This window comes from Labilibaculum sp. DW002, assembly GCF_029029525.1.
Taxonomy (GTDB): Bacteria; Bacteroidota; Bacteroidia; order Bacteroidales; family Marinifilaceae; genus Paralabilibaculum; species Paralabilibaculum antarcticum.
On the sequence record NZ_JAKJSC010000001.1, the window covers coordinates 1,577,088 to 1,594,937 of the forward strand.

Genomic DNA, 17,850 nt, shown 5'->3' on the forward strand with positions numbered 1-17,850 from the left:
ATTCAAGAAACTACCCCCAAGTCTGTCCGTAAATCTCCCCTCACTTCTACAATGAGTACTTTATCTTTGTAATACAAATTATATCTGTAATGATATAGGAAGTAAAGCGACAATTGATTACTCCAATACGGAGAGTGTATACAAGTTTTTAAAAGAAAAACGGATGATTAAAAAAACAGGCAAAGCAAAATTCATGGAAGCTCTTCGCCTTCTAACAATTGCAGTTTTTGCATTTGGATTGGGAGCGTGTCAGCAAAGCTCATCTATTCCCGACCAAGATTTCAACAAGGATTGGTTGTTCTTTAAAGGAGAATATGAAAAAGCTGAGAAAGCCGATCTTGATGATTCAGCATGGCGCAAACTAAATTTACCGCACGACTGGGCAATTGAAGGGCCATTTAGCAATGAAAATAACGCCAGAACTGGAGGATTACCGGTTCATGGAACAGGTTGGTATCGAAAACACTTCCAGGTGGAAGAAAAATTTTCGGATAAAGAAATTGCCATAGAATTCGATGGAGCAATGAACAATGCTCATGTATGGGTTAATGGGGAATTTGCCGGAAATCGTCCTTATGGATACATCGGATTTGAGCTGAACATCACTCCTTTCATTAAGTTCGGAGAAGACAATGTGATTGCTGTAAGATTATCTCCAGAAGATCTTTCTGCCAGATGGTATCCTGGAGCTGGGATCTATAGGAATGTTAGGATCAAGATTAACAACAAACTTCATATTCCGCAGTGGGGAACAAAAATACGTACACCACACATTACCGAAAAGAATGCTAGTGTTGAAATTACAACATCGGTTTGCAATCAATCCAAAAGCCAACAAACAGCAAAATTGGAAACCATTCTGATAGATGCGAAAGGAAATGAAGTTTGCACAACCAATAGCGATATCATTATACAAGCTGAAACGACCGGTTATGTGGATCAGAAAATGAACATTGAAAATCCACTAAAATGGGATCTTGAAACACCACACCTATACAAAGCTGTCAGCAACATTTACCTGAAGGGGAAATTGATTGATCGCTTTGAGACTAATTTTGGGGTAAGATCGATCCAGTTTTCTTCAGAACATGGCTTTCAACTAAATGGTCGTACGGTAAAACTAAATGGGGTATGCATGCATCACGATTTAGGTCCTTTAGGAGCTGCTGTAAATTACAGAGCTACGGAAAGACAAATGCAGATCATGAAAAGCATGGGTGTTAATGCACTGCGAACAAGTCATAATCCTCCGTCTCCTGAAATTCTTCAGATTTGTGATAAACTAGGAATTGTAGTGCAAGTAGAAGCATTTGATGAATGGCAAATGGGAAAAGTACCCAATGGCTACAACAAATACTTCGATCAATGGCACGAAAAAGATCTTCGCGATATGATTAAAAGAGATCGCAATCATCCTTCGGTGATCATGTGGAGCATTGGAAATGAAATATTAGAACAGTCGAGAAAAGATGGATGGAAAATAGCCAAAAAACTTACCGATATCTGTCACGATGAAGATTCAACTAGACCAAGCACAGCAGGCTTTAATTATTACCCTGCTCCTTTCACCAATAAATTGGCAAAATATGTTGATATCGTAGGAATGAACTATTGGCCTTTAAATTATACTGAGATTTTAGAGAAAAATCCAGACATGATAGTTTATGGTTCCGAAACCTCGTCTCAAACCAGTAGCCGAGGTGTATACCATTTTCCAATTGAAGCAAAAGAGAAGCATGAAACCAATCAGGTTTCAAGTTACGATGTGACCGTTGGACCTCCTTGGGCTTACCCTCCAGATGTTGAGTTTGAGCAGCAAGAAAAGGAAACACGTTCCTTAGGAGAATTTATGTGGACTGGTTTTGACTATTTAGGAGAACCTACGCCTTATGGTGGCAAAGACAATTCGACAAATGGTTACTGGAATGCGGATTGGCCTTCCCGGTCGTCTTATTTTGCTCCCGTTGACTTGTGCGGTTTCCCGAAAGACAGGTATTTCTTGTATCAAAGTCAGTGGACAAAAAAGCCAATGGTTCATGTTTTACCGCACTGGAATTGGGAAAACAAAACTGGAGATACAATTCCTGTTATGGCCTACACCAACTGCGATGAAGTAGAACTTTTTGTGAATGGTAAATCGTATGGAAAAAAAGTTAAAGGTGTGGATTTAACACCAATTCCTGCAGAGTTTCATTTCTTTGAAAAAGGAACTTACTACTCGAAATACCGACTATCGTGGAATGTGCCATACCATGCTGGTGAGTTGAAAGTTGTTGGCTATCAAAATGGCAAAAAACAAGCAGAGAAAACAATTAAAACTGCAGGAAAGCCTTACCAAATCAAATTAATTGCCGATCGATCAAATATAAAAGCAGATGCTATGGATCTATCCTTCATCAGCGTGAGAGTAGAAGACAAAGATGGCAATTTGTGTCCTAAGGCAAATGATCTTATCAACTTTACAGTTGATGGAAAAGGAAGTATTGCTGCAGTAGGAAATGGAGATGCAACATCAACAGAACCGTATCAAGCCAATTACAGAAATGCTTTTAATGGTTTGTGCTTGTTAATTGTAAAATCGACCGATAAGGCAGGGAAAATAAGAATTACGGCCAGTTCGAATGGTTTACAAGCTCAGGAAATTGTTTTAAACACTAAAAAATAAGATTTAAATACCTTCCCAAAAAAAAACGAGCTTACTTCTTAAAAGTAAGCTCGTTTTGTTTTTAATAAGCACCTCACACCTTTAAAATGCTTGTGTCAGAAATGGCTGGATAACAAAAATGCCCCTTGTGCAATACAAGAGGCATTTTTATCAGAAATAGACTTCTATTATCTGAACAAGCGAGCAAAACCTTTCTTTCTGGTTCTTTGAGAAAGCTTTCTTTCTAATCCATTAATTCCTGCGTAAATCTCGCCCCAATCGGGCAAACCGCCATAATTCATGTCGTCGATGTATAGGTCTGCTTTAATTTTACGGCTAATGCTCTCGTCGAACACTTCTTCAGGGTAGTTTTTGTTGACGGCATAAAACTCGACCCCTTTAGAACGACAAAACTCAACTGCATCCTCCAACTCTCTTCCTGCTCGATAAGTCCACAAAATTAACTGATGACCATCTTCTTGCAGCATACTTAAGGTAGCACAAGCAAATGGAATTTCCTTCCCTACTTTTGGGTAGCGTTGCTCAACAATGGTTCCGTCGAAATCTATGGCAATAATCATGGGAATAAGGTTAAAGTGTAAAGGTGAAAAGTGGAAAAGTATAATCTCGATGAATCGGGACCAGCAAGCTGGAGGTGGAAAGTGGAAAAGTCTTAAAGGTCAAAGGGTCTTAAAAGTCAAAAATCCTACCTGTAAAGGTAAAATATCCATTGCCGTTTGGCTTTAGCCAAGGGATTTAAAAAAGGAAGTCGATAAATAATTACTTCAAAAATCTAATAAATTCAGTTTTAGAAATTCTCCCTTTTTGAGGGGATCCCGAAAGCTTTCGCGGAGTCCACAGGACAGATGGGTGTTTTAAACATCACATGAACTTGAAACAGATTGCCGCGTCGTTCCTCCTCGCAATGACATAAATTAAGAATCGATTATTTTTTCAGGTAAATTTTATAAGCAAAACCGCCTACCACATTTTCAAAATCGTGCACAAAAGCATGAAGATAGAGATGCTTAAAAAGTAAGGCCGTAGCTCCTACATTAAGCGTATTGCTATCGTATTCTGCAACAAAAGAAACTTGTTGTAAACAAGAAGGTGTTACTGAAACCCCTCCGAAAAAACCATGTACTTGTGTATTTTCACTAGCTGGACTATCATTAAACCCAAATCCCATCGTAACTCCAACATTGCAGGCTTTCAGTTTCAAATTTTTACTCGAAACTGCGTAATAAGAACCAAAGGTTTTGTTGACATCATCACCATGTTCTGAATAGATATCACCTCCCCCAATGGCAATGGCAGGTAATATCTTTTTCTCTTTAAACAATTTTAATTTAAGACCAAAGGTTCTGTCCTGCTCTGTATATTTTGAAGTCTTTGCATTTTGCAACAATACCATCCGGTAATTTACTTCCATAAAAGGTAGAAAGGTAAGATTCAAATAATAATTTCCAGAATCATAAGACAATCTACTAGGTGTAAATTCTTGTGGTAAATAATTTGCCCCAAATAAAAAGGTTCCATCCTTCTGCATTTCCGCACTTGGAATATTCAACAAACCAATACTACCAGAAGTCGCCTGTGCACAAAGCCATGCAGGCAAACAAACAAAAAATAGGATGCTTAAAAATCGTCTCACTTCAAGTGTTAAATTAGGCATTTGTAAAGGCTTAAAAATCTTCTAAAAAAAGAGGCTGTCCCAATCACGAAAGACAGCCTTTATATCAATCCAATTAAAATTTATAACCAAAAGAAAGGGTCAATTGTGGTCCATTGATAGACACTTTATTCTTTATCGACTCAACGATTTCTCCCTGATTATAATCCCCAATCATATAAGAAAACTCAGCTCCTACCAGAAAATGATCACTAACCAATCTTTCGATCCCAAGCAATGGGGCAAATGAATAATCATGACCATTTTGATCTTCAGAACTTATCGTTCCCGATTCTGATTTCATGTCTACTTTGTTGTTGATATCGTAAAGGTACAATTCAACTCCTGTATATACCTGAAAACCATCAAACGTAGCGAATTCTGGAGTATACAAACCACCAAAGGAGAAACGAGTAAAGGAAACCTTTAATTCACTCAAGCCAGCACCACTCCCACTTACCTTATCTGACCAATAAGAAGCGCCAACTCTTGCTCTAATTGATGGTAAAATGATAAAGTTAATATTACCACCAAAAACAAGACTGGAACCAAATTCATCACTATTTCCTGATGAAGGCAAATAGCTATCGTTCCAATAGTCCATTTCAGGTGCATACAATCCACCAGTTAAGTTAATACTGTGCACAATAGAACCTTTGTTCTTTACCTTTGGTGAATGACTAGTATACGGGTTAAAAGTCTGAGCTTGCAAGGCTATTCCTGCTCCCAGGAACAACAATATTATGAATATTTTTTTTGACATTACGTTGATTTTTAGCTAAACAAATTAATTTCCTGATCCACCCCCATGATGACAAGCCTGCTGACCTGCAGGAGACCATATTACAGGTATGCTTGGAATCTCGATGCTGTAATTTTTAGTAACATTTCTCAAAGTACTAATGGCATATTGTGCACTAATGGTTCTTTGAAAACCTTTTAGCCCATCAACTTCTTTAGTCGAATAAAAAGTCATTTCGATTCGAATAGGCAAATCATCCTTGGCTTCTGTTTCGTTGGAATCGAAGGTTTTAATCAAAGTTGCCACCAAAGGCTCATCACAATCTCCAACAAATTGAACTGGAGTAGACATTACTGTTCCCTCGTAAGACCAAACATTTATTGTCGTTAAAATATAATCTGAAAAGTGAGATACCAATGCAGTTCCTGTGCCATCCCCATTTTTTGCTACCGTAACGGTTTCCCATTCTCCATTTACCAAAGTTGCAAACACTAAATCCTCCGTTGTATTTGGAATTGGGAAGCTTACTTCAATAGGCTCAACAAAAGTTTGTCCTTCAGGTAAAAAATTAAGGGATTTTAACGCAATTCGTCCTTTCAAAATTTCCACTTGACTACTTTCCGCTGCAATATCAGCTGCGGCAGGTGTTTCTGTAATGGCGATCATCGCATCTTCTGCCAAACAATTTGCAGGAAATTTAACGGTTGCATCCGATCCTACAATTGGGGTATTAAACTCAACCCCTTTGGTTACCGAAAATGGTTTGTTCGCTTCGGTCAACATTACTTTTGAAGCAAAGACCCAGTCTCCTCCATCCAACATATTGCTTCTGTCGATGCTAATGGTCTTTTCTTTTGAGATAAAACCAATTTTTTCAAACTTTAGAATTAAATCTCCGTCATCTCTGTTGTCAATATCAACAATTAAGACTCCATCTTCAATTTCAACAGTTTCCGATGATTGATCCGGATAAGTTACCAATACAGAAACATCGGCAAGCTTATTCTTCAAGTAACTATCAATTACTGTAATCGTAATCGTTTCTACTGCATCAGGCGTATAAAAGTGAATCGGCTCTACATCCTTTTTACAACTGTGCATGCTCATTCCTCCAAGAATGCCAATGGCAATTAAGAAGAATAAGGATTTAAACACTCGATTTTTTTTCATAAAGTCAATAATTGTGATTTTAAATAAATTGGATTATAAATATCTTCAGTTCTATTGGCATTCGGTTTGGTTTCGTAAAGCTGTCCTTTTACGAACTCTGTCCCTGCATCATATTCCCAATCGAAATAATTTGCTGGCATAACACGGAAGCTTCTTTTTCTCTTTCTTTTCTTTGTAGGCAAGGGAATGGTAAAATTAAATCCGCCATTGGATTCCCCACCAGTATATATGGCAAAAAAGCTAATGCTAACCCGACCAAAATGACGAATTACATCTGCTCTAATTCCTTTATCTCCATAAATGTATTTCCCATAACTAAGGGCTAACTCTAAACCATATTCGTGATGAAAATAACGGCTTTTAACAAACCAATTGAATTCATTTATGTCTTCGTTCATCCACCTCCCTTGATAAAAATGAGAGGCTCCGGTAAGTCCAATATTAGCTTCCACTTCCACTCTATTTTTCAAAACTGGACGAAAAACACTTGCATGAGCACCATAACGATTGGTATTAAAATTACCCACCGACAATTTCCCAAAATAGGATTCTCCAAATCGCAGGTTTTGATTTAGTGTAACAAAACCAGGACGAACCTCATCTCCTTCCTTTCCATAGTCGTTAACTAGTGGAACAATTACTTGTCCAGTAAATTGCATTCCTTTCCAAAGGTCCACTTCAACAACTGGATTTAGATTAATCTGTGTTTCGTAAATCTGGTGAAAGCCTGTATTTTGCAAATACATTTGCGGATAGATCACCAAGTCTACTTTATTTGTATTTGGATTCCAGAACAGTTGCTCTTCCAATAATTGATAATTGGAATCGATTTTTGATTCGATATGCAAAACAGTCTTCATTTTCGACTTTGGCAATTCTCCTTTTCGGAAGGCTTCCCAATTGCGAGCTGAAACTTGCAACTGCACTTGCGGAATGGCATGGTTCAGCACATAAAGTGTCAAATTATTATTCTCTGTCACATTTGCTGCAATGCAATCCAAAGCTATGCTTATGGCCTCTACATCCCAAGAGTATACATTGTTTTCCAAGCTTACCAAAACCTGATGATCAATAGCAAGAACTTTTACATTCTCAAAGCCAATAACGCATAGTTTTTCACTTAAATCGTCCAGATTTCCTTGCGCATTTACCTGAAAATTGGTCAGCAAGCAAAGGCTGATCAGAAATAGCTTAATTAGATGTTTCACAAAATAATATTTGACATTACAAACTCAAGATTATCATTACATTATGACAAAGCAACAAATATAGGAAGTTCTCATTAATAATTGGCAATGCATCAACCAGTTGTTAACAATATTTTTTTTAATACACAAACTAATAAAAGACAATTCAATCCTGTATTATCAATGCATTAGTATTTATAAGAAATGACTAAATGAGAGACTCTTCCTCATTTACACATAAAAAAACGAGTAAACATTGCTGATCATTATCATTACAAACTAAGAATAAAATCAAAACAACTATTCACATTTTGATAAATTGAACAAATAATCTAAGAGTGAATAGGTAAAAAATCATAATTATTTGTGTTATCTGCGTCTTAATTACTCATTATTAATCATTTCTCTTGTCCTCAAGCCGGATGGACTCTTACATTTCCAGCTTTGCTGGTCCCGAGAATCGGGATTGTCCATGTCGGGGAACCGATTCGAGCGAACCTCCTCGTAATTCGTTATTACCTCCTGTCATTGCGAGGAGGAGCAGCCTGTCCCGAGTCCGCGATAGTTATCAGGACGGGAACGTGGCAATCTGTCTCAGGTTAGTAGTAATCCAAGAAAAGGGTGAATCTTATTTAATCATTTTTTTCTGCGCTATCTGCGTCCTAACCATTAATTCTTAATTACTCATTATTAATTATTTCTCTTGTCCTCAAGCCAGACGGGCTTTTCATTTTATTCATATAACAATTTTAAATTAAGGTATTCATGATTTTCAATGCTCCTTAATGAGAAAAGAAACAAAAGAATCAAGACCTCGACAATCGGTGACCCATTACGGCTTAAAAGCTAAACAGAATAATATTCGCTTCGCTCATGGGATTCTGTTTTTAACGCTTTCTTCTCCTATGGGGCCCCACCTGCATTGTCCATGTCGGTGAACCGATTCGAGCGAATTGCGAAATCTTAAAAAATCATTTTTTTCTGCGCTATTTGCGTCTGAATTCATCATTAACAATTTATCACTAATAATTATTTCCTGTCCTCTAGCCGGACGGGCTGTTCTTTTATCATTACCATAAAAGAACCAAAAAGGCTAGACCTCGACAATCGGTGACCCATAACGGCTCAAAAGCTAAACAGAATAATATTCCCTCGTTCCTCACTCATGGAATTCTGTTCTTAACGCTTTTTTCTCCTATGGGGCCCCACCTGCATTGTCCATGTCGAGGAACCGATTCGAGCGAACTGCGTTTTTTTGACTCTTCGGCTTTTCGACTTTTCGACTCTTCGACCTTTTGACTCTTCGACCTTTTGACTTCCAGCTTTGCTGGTCCCGTCCTCGAAAGCTTTCGGGATCGGGATTCACTCTTCCACTCTCTTACACCCCCCTATATCCCCCCTCTAAGGGGGACTGGGCCGCTGCATTTTTTTTTTACTGATTACTGCTCACTGATAACTGCTCACTGATTACTGTTCACTGTTCACTGTCAGTTTAATTTTTCGAAAAGTTACGTAACAATCTTTGCCCCCAATTTTTCTTTGAGTTCTCTTCGTCATAATAGCCGTTGCCATAGCCATAACTGTTGTAGTTTTTTCCGTAACCATAGCCATAGCCATTGTAAACAGCATCGTTCAAAACAATTCCCAATTGAGAGATGTTCTCTTTTTCGGCTAACTGATTAATGAACTTGATTTGGTTCTTATTTGAATAGCCCTGACGCAAAACAAACAAATTCGCATCGGCATGCTTGCCCGTTAGTAAACCGTCGGTAACCAAAGTAACTGGGGCATTATCCATGACAATGTAATCGAACTCTTTTTTGGCTTCGGCCATAAACTCCCCAAAAGCTGTGGTTCCCAACAGTTCAGCAGGATTTGGCGGTATTGGACCTGAATTTACAAAATGCAGGTTCTTTGTTCTGGTTGGTTGAATAATTTCCTTTAAAGTATGATTGCCAATTAAGTAAGTAGATAAACCAAACTTATTATCCACCTCAAAAATGGAGTGCAAACGAGGCTTACGCAGATCACAACCTACCAGCAATACTTTTTTATTGTCCATGGCAATGATACTGGCCAAATTCAACGAGCTAAAGGTCTTTCCTTCCCCAGGAATCATAGAGTGAATGGCCAAAACTTTGCAACCGTCTTTTTGTTTGAACAGGTATTGCAAATTGGTACGCAAACCACGGAAAGATTCTGCAATTCCCGAACGAGGATGTTTGGCAATTGGCAACTCTTCGTAATAATTATTGTGCGCAATCTCGCCCATTATCGGCAACTTGCTTTCCTTCTCAATATCTTCTTTCGATTTTATGGTATCGTTAAAATAATCGCCCACCACAATCACTAAAAATGGAAGAGCCAAACCTAAAATTAAACCAACCAATAAGTTAATTACTGTTTTGGGACCAACCTTTACGGCTGTATCAACACGAGCAGGATCGAGTATTTGAGCATCCGACACATTCGAAGCCGTTGTTATGGCTGCTTCGGCACGTTTCTGTAATAAGAAAGTATACAATTCGTTGTTCAAATCGAAACGACGCTTGATGTTGATCAGCTTCTGTTCTGTTTTTGGCAAGCCTGCCAATTCCAGATTAATCTTGTCCATGCGGTTCGACAAAGACTTCAATTCTACCTCTGCATTGCTCAATAAGTTTTTCAGATTTTCGTCTAAGGAAGCCAAGGTATTGGTGATTTCGTTGTTCACCATTAACAAACTTGGGTTTTTTTCTTTGGCGATAAAGGAAAGCTTCGATTTTCGCGAATACATTTCGGCCAATTTAACCACCTGAGCATTTAATCCTGCATCTACAATTCCTACTACCGATGGCGACACCATTAATTTCATTTGCTCTGCATCGCCCATATAGGCTTTTAGGTTACGGAAATAATCCAATCGACGCTCGGCCAATGCTTTCTCCGATTCCAGTTCTTCCAATTTTTGCACAACCAAACCAGCTTCCTGTCCCAAATCTACAATCCCATTTTTTGAACGGAAATCAGAAAAGTTTTGCCCAGCCAAACTCAAAGAATCTACAATTTGTCCCAATTGTTCATCGATAAAACGAACCGTATTTTCCGAAGTTCTGTTCTTTTCTGCCAAGCCATAATTCATGTACACACGAATCAATTCGTTCATGTAATCAACCTCACGAGCAGGATTGTTTCCTTCCAGGTTCAGGTTAATTCCATCTGCCTTTTTCGTTGCCAAACTTACCGATAAACGATTCATATATGATTTTGTCAGCTGATTCAAATCATTGAACACAAAATAAAATTTCCGATCATTCGACCCTAAAAATATTTCGTTCTTTCGTAGCGTAAAATTGAAATATTCGTTTGCAAATATCTGACCGTAAGTCCCTTTCTGAGAAAACTCAACTTCCTGACTCACACCATGCTTAACAACTTCTCCTACGGCTTCCAGCTCATAACGATTCCCTCCAAGAGGTAAAACATGCAAAGCAATACCCGTTAAATTGTTTTCGGCGCTATACTCTTCTATCAAATAAGGCGATTGTTTGTACAAACTTACATCTGTAAAATTCCCCTTCTGAAACCATGAAATCGTTCGGTCCATATTTTCCAATGCCTGACGATTCAAAGTATAAGATTTTAGCATCAGGATGTGGTTTTCGATATTGGTTTTACTCCCCATATCAAATCCTTCAAACAATTGATCCATTCCCATGCCTGCAGACTCTTCATGTACCAAAACAGTACTTGTCATCTTGTACGTAGGCTGGGTGTATTTACTGATTAAGTAACCACCTGATAAACCTAAAAATCCGAAAAGAACAAACCAGTGCCATTTCGAAAGCAAACGAAAAATGAACTCTTTTACATTAGTTCCTTCTTCCATTTCGAAATATTCCATCATTTCATTCATGTTTTGCATAGTCAACGCGTATTTTATTTTACCTACTTTGAAGTAGAAGTTTTATTTTTTTAAATCAGTCTTTAATAGTCTTAATAGTCGAAGAGTCCAAGAGTCCAAGAGTCAAAAGGTCTTTAAAAGCCTTAACTATCCAAGGGCCTAAAATTATTTTTTACTCAGATAAGCGATGAATTTCCCTAATCCTCCAGATAATAAGAATATCTCGGACCAAATTCCCCTCTTGAGAGGGGACTAAGGGGAGTGTTTTCAAGCCAAATTATGGTTTTGCTCAATCCAACTTATAATATCATTAATAATCACCTCTCTATTTTGCTTTACTTCCAAGTCATCAAATCTTAAAAAATGAATCCCCTTCTCCTCTAATCTTTTTTGTCTAATCTCATCATTATCAGCTATAGCTTCATTAGAATGACTCTCTCCATCAATTTCTATCGCTAAATGTAATTCATGACAATAAAAATCAACAATGTAATCCAACATTGGCACTTGTCGATGGAATTGAAAGCCTAATATCTGCTTTTGTCTCAAGTCTGACCAAAGAAGAATTTCCGAAAGAGTACTGTTCTTTCTCAACTTCCTTGCTAGTATTTTTAAATCCTTTCGATAGGGTATAATTTTATTTCGGCTCATCTTTCAAAGCTTACCATTTTATTATTCTTTTATTACATCCCCCTGTTTCCCCCTTCGAAGGGGGACTTGGCCGCTACGAATTAATTTCCTTAATTACTTATTCAAAAATTAATACCTCAACCAAACTGTTAAGAATTATCGGACCAAACTCCCCTCTTGAGAGGGGACTATGGGGAGTGTTCAATCACTATTCAATTAAACTGTATCAACATCCCCCTGTTTCCCCCTTCGAAGGGGGACTTGGCCGCTACGAATTAATTTCCTTAATTACTTATTCAAAAATTAATTCCTCAACCAAACTATTAAGGTTTATCGGTCCAAACTCCCCTCTTGAGAGGGGACTAAGGGGAGTGTTCAATCACTATTCAATTAAACTGTATCAACATCCCCCTGTTTCCCCCTTCGAAGGGGGACTTGGCCGCTGCGAATTAATTTCCTTAATTACTTATTCAATAATTAATATCTCAACCAAACTATTAAGGTTTATCGGTCCAAACTCCCCTCTTGAGAGGGGACTAAGGGGAGTGTTCAATCACTATTCAATTAAACTGTATCAACATCCCCCTGTTTCCCCCTTCGAAGGGGGACTTGGCCGCTACGAATTAATTTCCTTAATTACTTATTCAAAAATTAATACCTCAACCAAACTGTTCAGAATTATCGGACCAAACTCCCCTCTTGAGAGGGGACTAAGGGGAGTGTTCAATCACTATTCAATTAAACTGTATCAACATATCCCCCTGTTTCCCCCTTCGAAGGGGGACTTGGCCGCTGCGTGCACTTTATCTGTCTACAAGATATTAAGCACCAATATCAAAGTCGATAGTGTCGATAAGAAAAGCGAATAGAGCGGTGAATTCAGTTTTACGTTTTTGTATTTGTCGGGCTCTACGTACACCACATCGTTGGGCTGTAGAAAAAAGGCATCTGATGATAGGAATTTTTTATTACTTAGATCCAGACGAAAAGTTTTGCTGCCCTTATCTGTTGGACGAAGAACCAATACTTTTTGAATGCGACCATAATCGGTAACACCACTAGCCATGCTGATCCCATCCAATACGGTCATGTTGTTGTTGTAATTGTAATATACTCCTGGGCTTTTAACTTCTCCCAATACGGTGATCTTGAAACTTAGCAATTTTACTTTTACCGTAGCATCTTTCAAGTATTCATCTGCTCTCAGCTGAATAGCATTTCGAGCATTATTCAAAGTCATTCCTGCAACTGCAACGTCTCCAATTACGGGTAACTTAATATTTCCAACTAAATCGACATGAAAACCATTTAAATACTGAGAAGATGGCTGTCCGTAGTTTTGAGAGGTACCTCCCGTTGCTCCAGCTGCCTGCGTAGGATTAAACATGGCATTTACCTCTGGACTCATGGATTGGATATCCACATACAAATTGTCGTTGGTTTTTATAATGTACTCTGCCGTTTTTGCAGGAATCCCTTCTAAAAGTTCATCATCAGTCGTATTGCTTAAGTACACCAAATCTTTATTGGTTCTGCAAGAGGAGAAAAACAAACCCGTTGCAAGTAGGATAAATAGTAGTCGTTTCATTGATTGCCTATGTAATGATATGAAATGCAAAAATATATCTTCTTTTTAAATAGTAATGATAAATGCGAAAGTAAAAAAGTCTTAACAGTCGAATGGTGTATCACGATGAATCGGGACCAGCAAAGCTGGAAGTTGAATAGTCGAAACTGATAACTGTTCACTGATAACTGATCCTTTACACCCCCCTGTATCCCCCCTGCAAGGGGGACTTGGTCGCTGCTTAATTTTCTCTTTTAATCTTTTGTTTTCTTAAATAACCTTCGTCGAAACTTCACTTTTTAATACAAAAGTTAAAAACTCATGATCCAAACTCCCTCCCGATTACTATCGTGGATGAGAGGGCCCCGAAAGCTTTCGAGGGTAAGGGGGAGTGTTTTTAATTAATAATTCATCATTAATAATTATTTACTGCCCATCTCCCGTTAGCATTACCTTAAAGGTTTTTAGGAAAAGGATTAGATCGAGTTTTAAAGACCAGGAATCGATGTACTGCATGTCCATTTTCATCCACTGCTCGAAAGGAATGTTGTTGCGACCAGATACTTGCCAAATGCAAGTGATCCCCGGTTTCATGCTCAATCTTCTTCTTTGCCATCGCTCGTATTGTGTTACCTCGGCAGGAACTGGTGGTCGAGGACCTACGATAGACATTTCGCCACGCAATACGTTAATGAACTGCGGCAATTCATCCAAAGAGGTTCTTCTTAAAAAATGACCGATGCGAGTTACCCTCGGATCCTTCTTTATCTTGAATACCGGTCCTTCTTGTTCGTTTTGTGCCATTAAACTTGCCTTTAAGGCTTCGGCATTGGTAACCATGGTTCTGAATTTTAAGCATGGAAAGCGACGACCGTTTCGGCCTACTCGTTTCTGTGCAAAAAAGATTGGGCCTCCATCATCTAATTTTATGGCCAAAGTGATGATCAACATCACGGGCGAAATCAGGATTAGTATAAAAGATGCCGCAAGGTAATCGAGTACCGATTTCATTTTTAGTGCCAAATAATTCCCTGGGGTATTCATGAAAGATAAGAATGGCAACTGATGAAAATAGGAATGCTGCGAGCGTAAACTTAAAACACTCAAAAATTCCGATTGCATTCGAAAAACAACGCCCACCTCAGCACAAGTATAAATCAAACTTTTTACCTCATCCTGATTCAAATTACTTTTGCAATACATCACCTCATCAATGGATTTCCCATCTACCAAATCGGTCATGTCTTCTTGTGCTGACAGGATGGTATAACGCTTTCCATATTTTGCTTTGATGTAGGTACTGTCTGTCATGATCGCATATACCTGATAGCCCCAATCTTTGGTCCCCAGCAAGCGATCAATAAAATAGTAAGAATCTTTATCAGCAATAATTAAAACCGAACGGGTGTTGTAACCTTTCCCACGAAACTTTTTCATTATTCTATAGAACAACAACTTATAGCTTGCCAAGACAATGAAATTAAGAGCCGAAAACTGCAACAAAACAACTCTCGAAATGGTATCGAAATCGAGCATCACAATAGAAGCCATTAAAAGCGCAATCCCTATGAATACAACGGTTATGTATTCAACAATAAGCGCAGAGTACATCTTGACACGCACCATACGTCCCAAGCTAAATTGTCCCAACAAAAAAGACCATATCGGAATAATCAAAAGAAGTACAACTTTGTATTCTTTCATATTCCCGCCAATGGGTTTAATAAATTGTTCGCAGAGCCACATGGCTGCAACAAAACAGGCCACCGAAATAATGGTTTGAAATGCAACACTGAATTTCTCCAGTGCAGGTTCGCGTTCTCTAATCATGATAGGGGTAAATAATGTGGTTAAAAGTGTTTTTCCGATAATAATCGGACGTAAATGCACACTGCTGTGCAGATTTAAAGTGTTTGGTAGATGCGCACTGCTGTGCGTGTAAAAGTGAAATTGTCTAACAGTCTTAACAGTCGAACAGTCAAAGGGTCTTAACAGTCCAATAGTCGAAGAGTCGAATGGTCTAAACAGTCTTAACAGTCGTAAAAGTCCAAATGTGAATCATGCATTACCATTTGGCTTTAGCCAACGGATTGAAAAAAGTAAAATAATCGCTGTCATAGCGAGGAGCGAAGCGACGTGGCTATCTGTTTATAACTTGTAGTCACTATAAAAAAACGCACTACTGTATTCGAAGAGATTACTTCGTTGTCGTACCTCCGCCTCGTAATGACAAACGTAATTGACGAGAAGATTACTTCGTTGTCGTTCCTCCTCCCGATAGCTATCGGGATCGTAATGACATTACAGGGTTTCGAACAAATCTCTCCACTCAGGATTATACTCATTAATCAAGTCTATTTTCTTTTGTCTCGATCCTGCTTTTATTTGTTTCTCCCTCTCAATGGCTTCACCGATGTCAAAAAACTGCTCATAATAAACCAGTTCATCAACATTATAGCGAGCCGTAAAAGATTTAGGGTTCGTCTTTTCTTTGTGCTGTACTACCCGTAACTTCAAATTTGATGTAACACCTGTATACAAAACCGTATGGTTCTTATTCGTAAGAATATAAACTTGATAAGTGCGGTATTCCATTTTAATCTGTCATAGCGAGGAGCGCAGCGACGTGGCTATCTGTTTATAACTTGTAGTTCCTTTAATTAATAACACTACCATATTCGAAGAGATTACTTGGTTGTCGTTCCTCCTCCCGATAGCTATCGGGATCGTAATGACAATCTCTAATGCAAACAAACCCTTTTTAATTCCTCATTATTAATTTATAATTATTCATTATTGAAAATAATGCTCATACATCAAGCGAATGCCCTCTTCCAATTCGATGCTGTGCTTCCAACCCAGACCGTGCAATTTCGATGGATCGGTTAATTTGCGCATGGTGCCATCTGGTTTTGTTGTATCAAAATCGATGATGCCTTTAAAACCAATCTCTTTTTGAATGCATTCCGACAATTCACGAATGCTGATCTCTTTTCCGGTCCCTATGTTGATATGCGTGTTCTTTACTTCTGACGTTTCGACTCTTTGACCTTTAGACTCTTTGACTACTTCATCAAAGTTTCTATTCTCTAATAAGAACACACAAGCCGCTGCCATGTCTTCCGACCAAAGGAATTCGCGCATTGGCTTACCACTTCCCCATAAATCCAATTTGACTTTTTGACCTTTTGACTTTTCGACCTTTTGACTTTCAATACCGTATTTGTTTAGGATAGCAAGAATCTCTTCTTCACTCGCATTTCCATCCACTCCTTCAACTGGTCGGCGGCTTAGGTCTTCACGAATAACATCCCAATTGTTCTCTTCCAGTGCTTTTGCCAAATGGATCTTTCGAAGCATGGCTGGCAATACGTGCGAGGTTTCCAAATTGAAATTGTCGTTCGGACCATACAAATTGGTAGGCATTACCGAAATAAAGTTGGTGCCATATTGTAGGTTGTAAGCTTCACACATTTTTAGGCCTGCAATTTTCGCGATTGCATAAGGCTCGTTGGTGTATTCCAAAGTATCGGTTAACAAACAATCTTCGGGCATTGGCTGTGGAGCCATTTTCGGATAAATACATGTCGATCCTAAAAACAACAACTTCTTCACCCCATGCACATAGCTTTGGTGAATTACATTGTTCTGAATTTGCATGTTCTCGTAAATGAACTGCCCACGATAAGTATTGTTCGCAACAATCCCTCCTACTTTAGCAGCTGCCAAAATCACATATTCTGGTTTCTCAGCTTCAAAAAAAGCTTCTACAGCTGCCTGATTCAATAAATCCAACTCCTCAAACGAGCGACCTATTAAATTGGTATATCCTTTATTTTCTAAGGTCTTCCAAAGAGCCGAACCAACCAGCCCTTTATGACCTGCAATATATATCTTACTATCTATGTTCATAGAATTACGAATTTCAAAACGAATTTTAACGAATTAACGCGAAAGGTTGATAATGCGTTTATAGGTGAGAGATTGAGTTCCAAAATTTATTAGAACCCCCAACTCCTTATTCGTCGCTTTCAAATAATTTTGCAATTGCTTGTATTGCGAATCACCTAAATTGTTAACTACTTTTAATTCTAGTATAATCGAATCATAACAAATGAAGTCAGCAATATAATATTTGCTTAACTTCTAACCATCAAAAAATATAGATAACTTTTTCTGACGCTCAAATGGAATCTTTCTTTTTTTCAAATTCCTTTTCCAATGCTTCCTGATAAACTGCCTCTAGAAAACCTGCACCTAATTCTGTATGCACTTTCATACAAGCTCCCACGATAGCATAGCTTTCGTCTTTAAATAAAATATCAGTCGACATCTTCGTGTTAATTCGTTTTTAA

14 protein-coding genes are annotated in these 17,850 nt (G+C 38.3%); 1 reads left to right on the forward strand and 13 read right to left on the reverse strand.

All coding sequences use genetic code 11. From position 1 onward, the window contains the following. Window positions 1-163: 163 nt before the first annotated feature. Window positions 164-2,665 carry a beta-galactosidase GalB gene (gene galB / locus L3049_RS05915; RefSeq protein ID WP_275108880.1) on the forward strand — a complete coding sequence of 834 codons (2,502 nt, stop codon included), beginning with the start codon at window positions 164-166 and terminating at the stop codon, window positions 2,663-2,665. Between the two features lie 167 nt (window positions 2,666-2,832). On the opposite strand, the gene L3049_RS05920 is transcribed toward galB, so the two are convergent. The 13 genes from L3049_RS05920 to L3049_RS05975 all read right to left on the reverse strand — a co-directional run bounded on the left by L3049_RS05920 (window position 2,833) and on the right by L3049_RS05975 (window position 17,828). Further along, the gene (locus tag L3049_RS05920; protein ID WP_275108881.1) at window positions 2,833-3,225 is read right to left on the reverse strand and encodes a BT0820 family HAD-type phosphatase; all 393 of its coding nucleotides are present in this window, start codon (window positions 3,223-3,225) and stop codon (window positions 2,833-2,835) included. 365 nt (window positions 3,226-3,590) lie between these two features. Further along, on the reverse strand, window positions 3,591-4,319 hold the full coding sequence (locus L3049_RS05925; protein WP_275108882.1) for a YjbH domain-containing protein: 729 nt from the start codon (window positions 4,317-4,319) through the stop codon (window positions 3,591-3,593). 73 nt (window positions 4,320-4,392) lie between these two features. Continuing rightward, complete coding sequence (locus L3049_RS05930; protein ID WP_275108883.1) at window positions 4,393-5,079, reverse strand: hypothetical protein; 687 nt, start codon at window positions 5,077-5,079, stop codon at window positions 4,393-4,395. 24 nt (window positions 5,080-5,103) lie between these two features. Beyond that, window positions 5,104-6,228: a hypothetical protein gene (locus L3049_RS05935; protein ID WP_275108884.1), complete on the reverse strand. Its 1,125-nt coding sequence runs from the start codon at window positions 6,226-6,228 to the stop codon at window positions 5,104-5,106. Then, the gene (locus tag L3049_RS05940) at window positions 6,225-7,436 is read right to left on the reverse strand and encodes a YjbH domain-containing protein (protein ID WP_275108885.1); all 1,212 of its coding nucleotides are present in this window, start codon (window positions 7,434-7,436) and stop codon (window positions 6,225-6,227) included. The genes L3049_RS05935 and L3049_RS05940 overlap by 4 nt, the downstream gene beginning before the upstream one ends. Window positions 7,437-8,907: 1,471 nt before the next feature. Further along, window positions 8,908-11,319, reverse strand: a complete 2,412-nt coding sequence (locus L3049_RS05945; RefSeq protein WP_275108886.1) for a GumC family protein — start codon at window positions 11,317-11,319, stop codon at window positions 8,908-8,910. A 246-nt stretch (window positions 11,320-11,565) separates the two neighbouring features. Further along, window positions 11,566-11,949 carry an endonuclease domain-containing protein gene (locus tag L3049_RS05950; protein WP_275108887.1) on the reverse strand — a complete coding sequence of 128 codons (384 nt, stop codon included), beginning with the start codon at window positions 11,947-11,949 and terminating at the stop codon, window positions 11,566-11,568. 790 nt (window positions 11,950-12,739) lie between these two features. Next, window positions 12,740-13,516, reverse strand: a complete 777-nt coding sequence (locus L3049_RS05955; RefSeq protein WP_275108888.1) for a polysaccharide biosynthesis/export family protein — start codon at window positions 13,514-13,516, stop codon at window positions 12,740-12,742. A gap of 405 nt (window positions 13,517-13,921) precedes the next feature. Further along, window positions 13,922-15,325: a sugar transferase gene (locus L3049_RS05960; RefSeq protein ID WP_275108889.1), complete on the reverse strand. Its 1,404-nt coding sequence runs from the start codon at window positions 15,323-15,325 to the stop codon at window positions 13,922-13,924. 471 nt (window positions 15,326-15,796) lie between these two features. After that, a complete protein-coding gene (locus L3049_RS05965) occupies window positions 15,797-16,090 on the reverse strand; it encodes a GIY-YIG nuclease family protein (protein WP_275108890.1) in 294 nt (97 codons plus the stop codon). A gap of 198 nt (window positions 16,091-16,288) precedes the next feature. Then, complete coding sequence (locus L3049_RS05970) at window positions 16,289-17,407, reverse strand: GDP-L-fucose synthase family protein (protein ID WP_275108891.1); 1,119 nt, start codon at window positions 17,405-17,407, stop codon at window positions 16,289-16,291. A 33-nt stretch (window positions 17,408-17,440) separates the two neighbouring features. Then, window positions 17,441-17,623: a GxxExxY protein gene (locus L3049_RS21630; RefSeq protein WP_425440814.1), complete on the reverse strand. Its 183-nt coding sequence runs from the start codon at window positions 17,621-17,623 to the stop codon at window positions 17,441-17,443. 55 nt (window positions 17,624-17,678) lie between these two features. Next, entirely contained in the window at window positions 17,679-17,828 is a 150-nt protein-coding gene (locus tag L3049_RS05975; protein ID WP_275108892.1) for a GxxExxY protein, read from the reverse strand. Between the last annotated feature and the right edge of the window lie 22 nt (window positions 17,829-17,850).

Bases quoted from the DNA above. Each gene is read 5' to 3' on its own strand.
- L3049_RS05930 (WP_275108883.1), bottom strand. From the start codon at position 5,079: ATGTCAAAAAAAATATTCATAATATTGTTGTTCCTGGGAGCAGGAATA.
- L3049_RS05935 (WP_275108884.1), bottom strand. From the start codon at position 6,228: ATGAAAAAAAATCGAGTGTTTAAATCCTTATTCTTCTTAATTGCCATT.
- galB (WP_275108880.1), top strand. From the start codon at position 164: ATGATTAAAAAAACAGGCAAAGCAAAATTCATGGAAGCTCTTCGCCTT.
- L3049_RS05970 (WP_275108891.1), bottom strand. From the start codon at position 17,407: ATGAACATAGATAGTAAGATATATATTGCAGGTCATAAAGGGCTGGTT.
- L3049_RS05960 (WP_275108889.1), bottom strand. From the start codon at position 15,325: ATGATTAGAGAACGCGAACCTGCACTGGAGAAATTCAGTGTTGCATTT.
- L3049_RS05955 (WP_275108888.1), bottom strand. From the start codon at position 13,516: ATGAAACGACTACTATTTATCCTACTTGCAACGGGTTTGTTTTTCTCC.
- L3049_RS05950 (WP_275108887.1), bottom strand. From the start codon at position 11,949: ATGAGCCGAAATAAAATTATACCCTATCGAAAGGATTTAAAAATACTA.
- L3049_RS05965 (WP_275108890.1), bottom strand. From the start codon at position 16,090: ATGGAATACCGCACTTATCAAGTTTATATTCTTACGAATAAGAACCAT.
- L3049_RS05920 (WP_275108881.1), bottom strand. From the start codon at position 3,225: ATGATTATTGCCATAGATTTCGACGGAACCATTGTTGAGCAACGCTAC.
- L3049_RS05945 (WP_275108886.1), bottom strand. From the start codon at position 11,319: ATGCAAAACATGAATGAAATGATGGAATATTTCGAAATGGAAGAAGGA.
- L3049_RS05925 (WP_275108882.1), bottom strand. From the start codon at position 4,319: ATGCCTAATTTAACACTTGAAGTGAGACGATTTTTAAGCATCCTATTT.
- L3049_RS05975 (WP_275108892.1), bottom strand. From the start codon at position 17,828: ATGTCGACTGATATTTTATTTAAAGACGAAAGCTATGCTATCGTGGGA.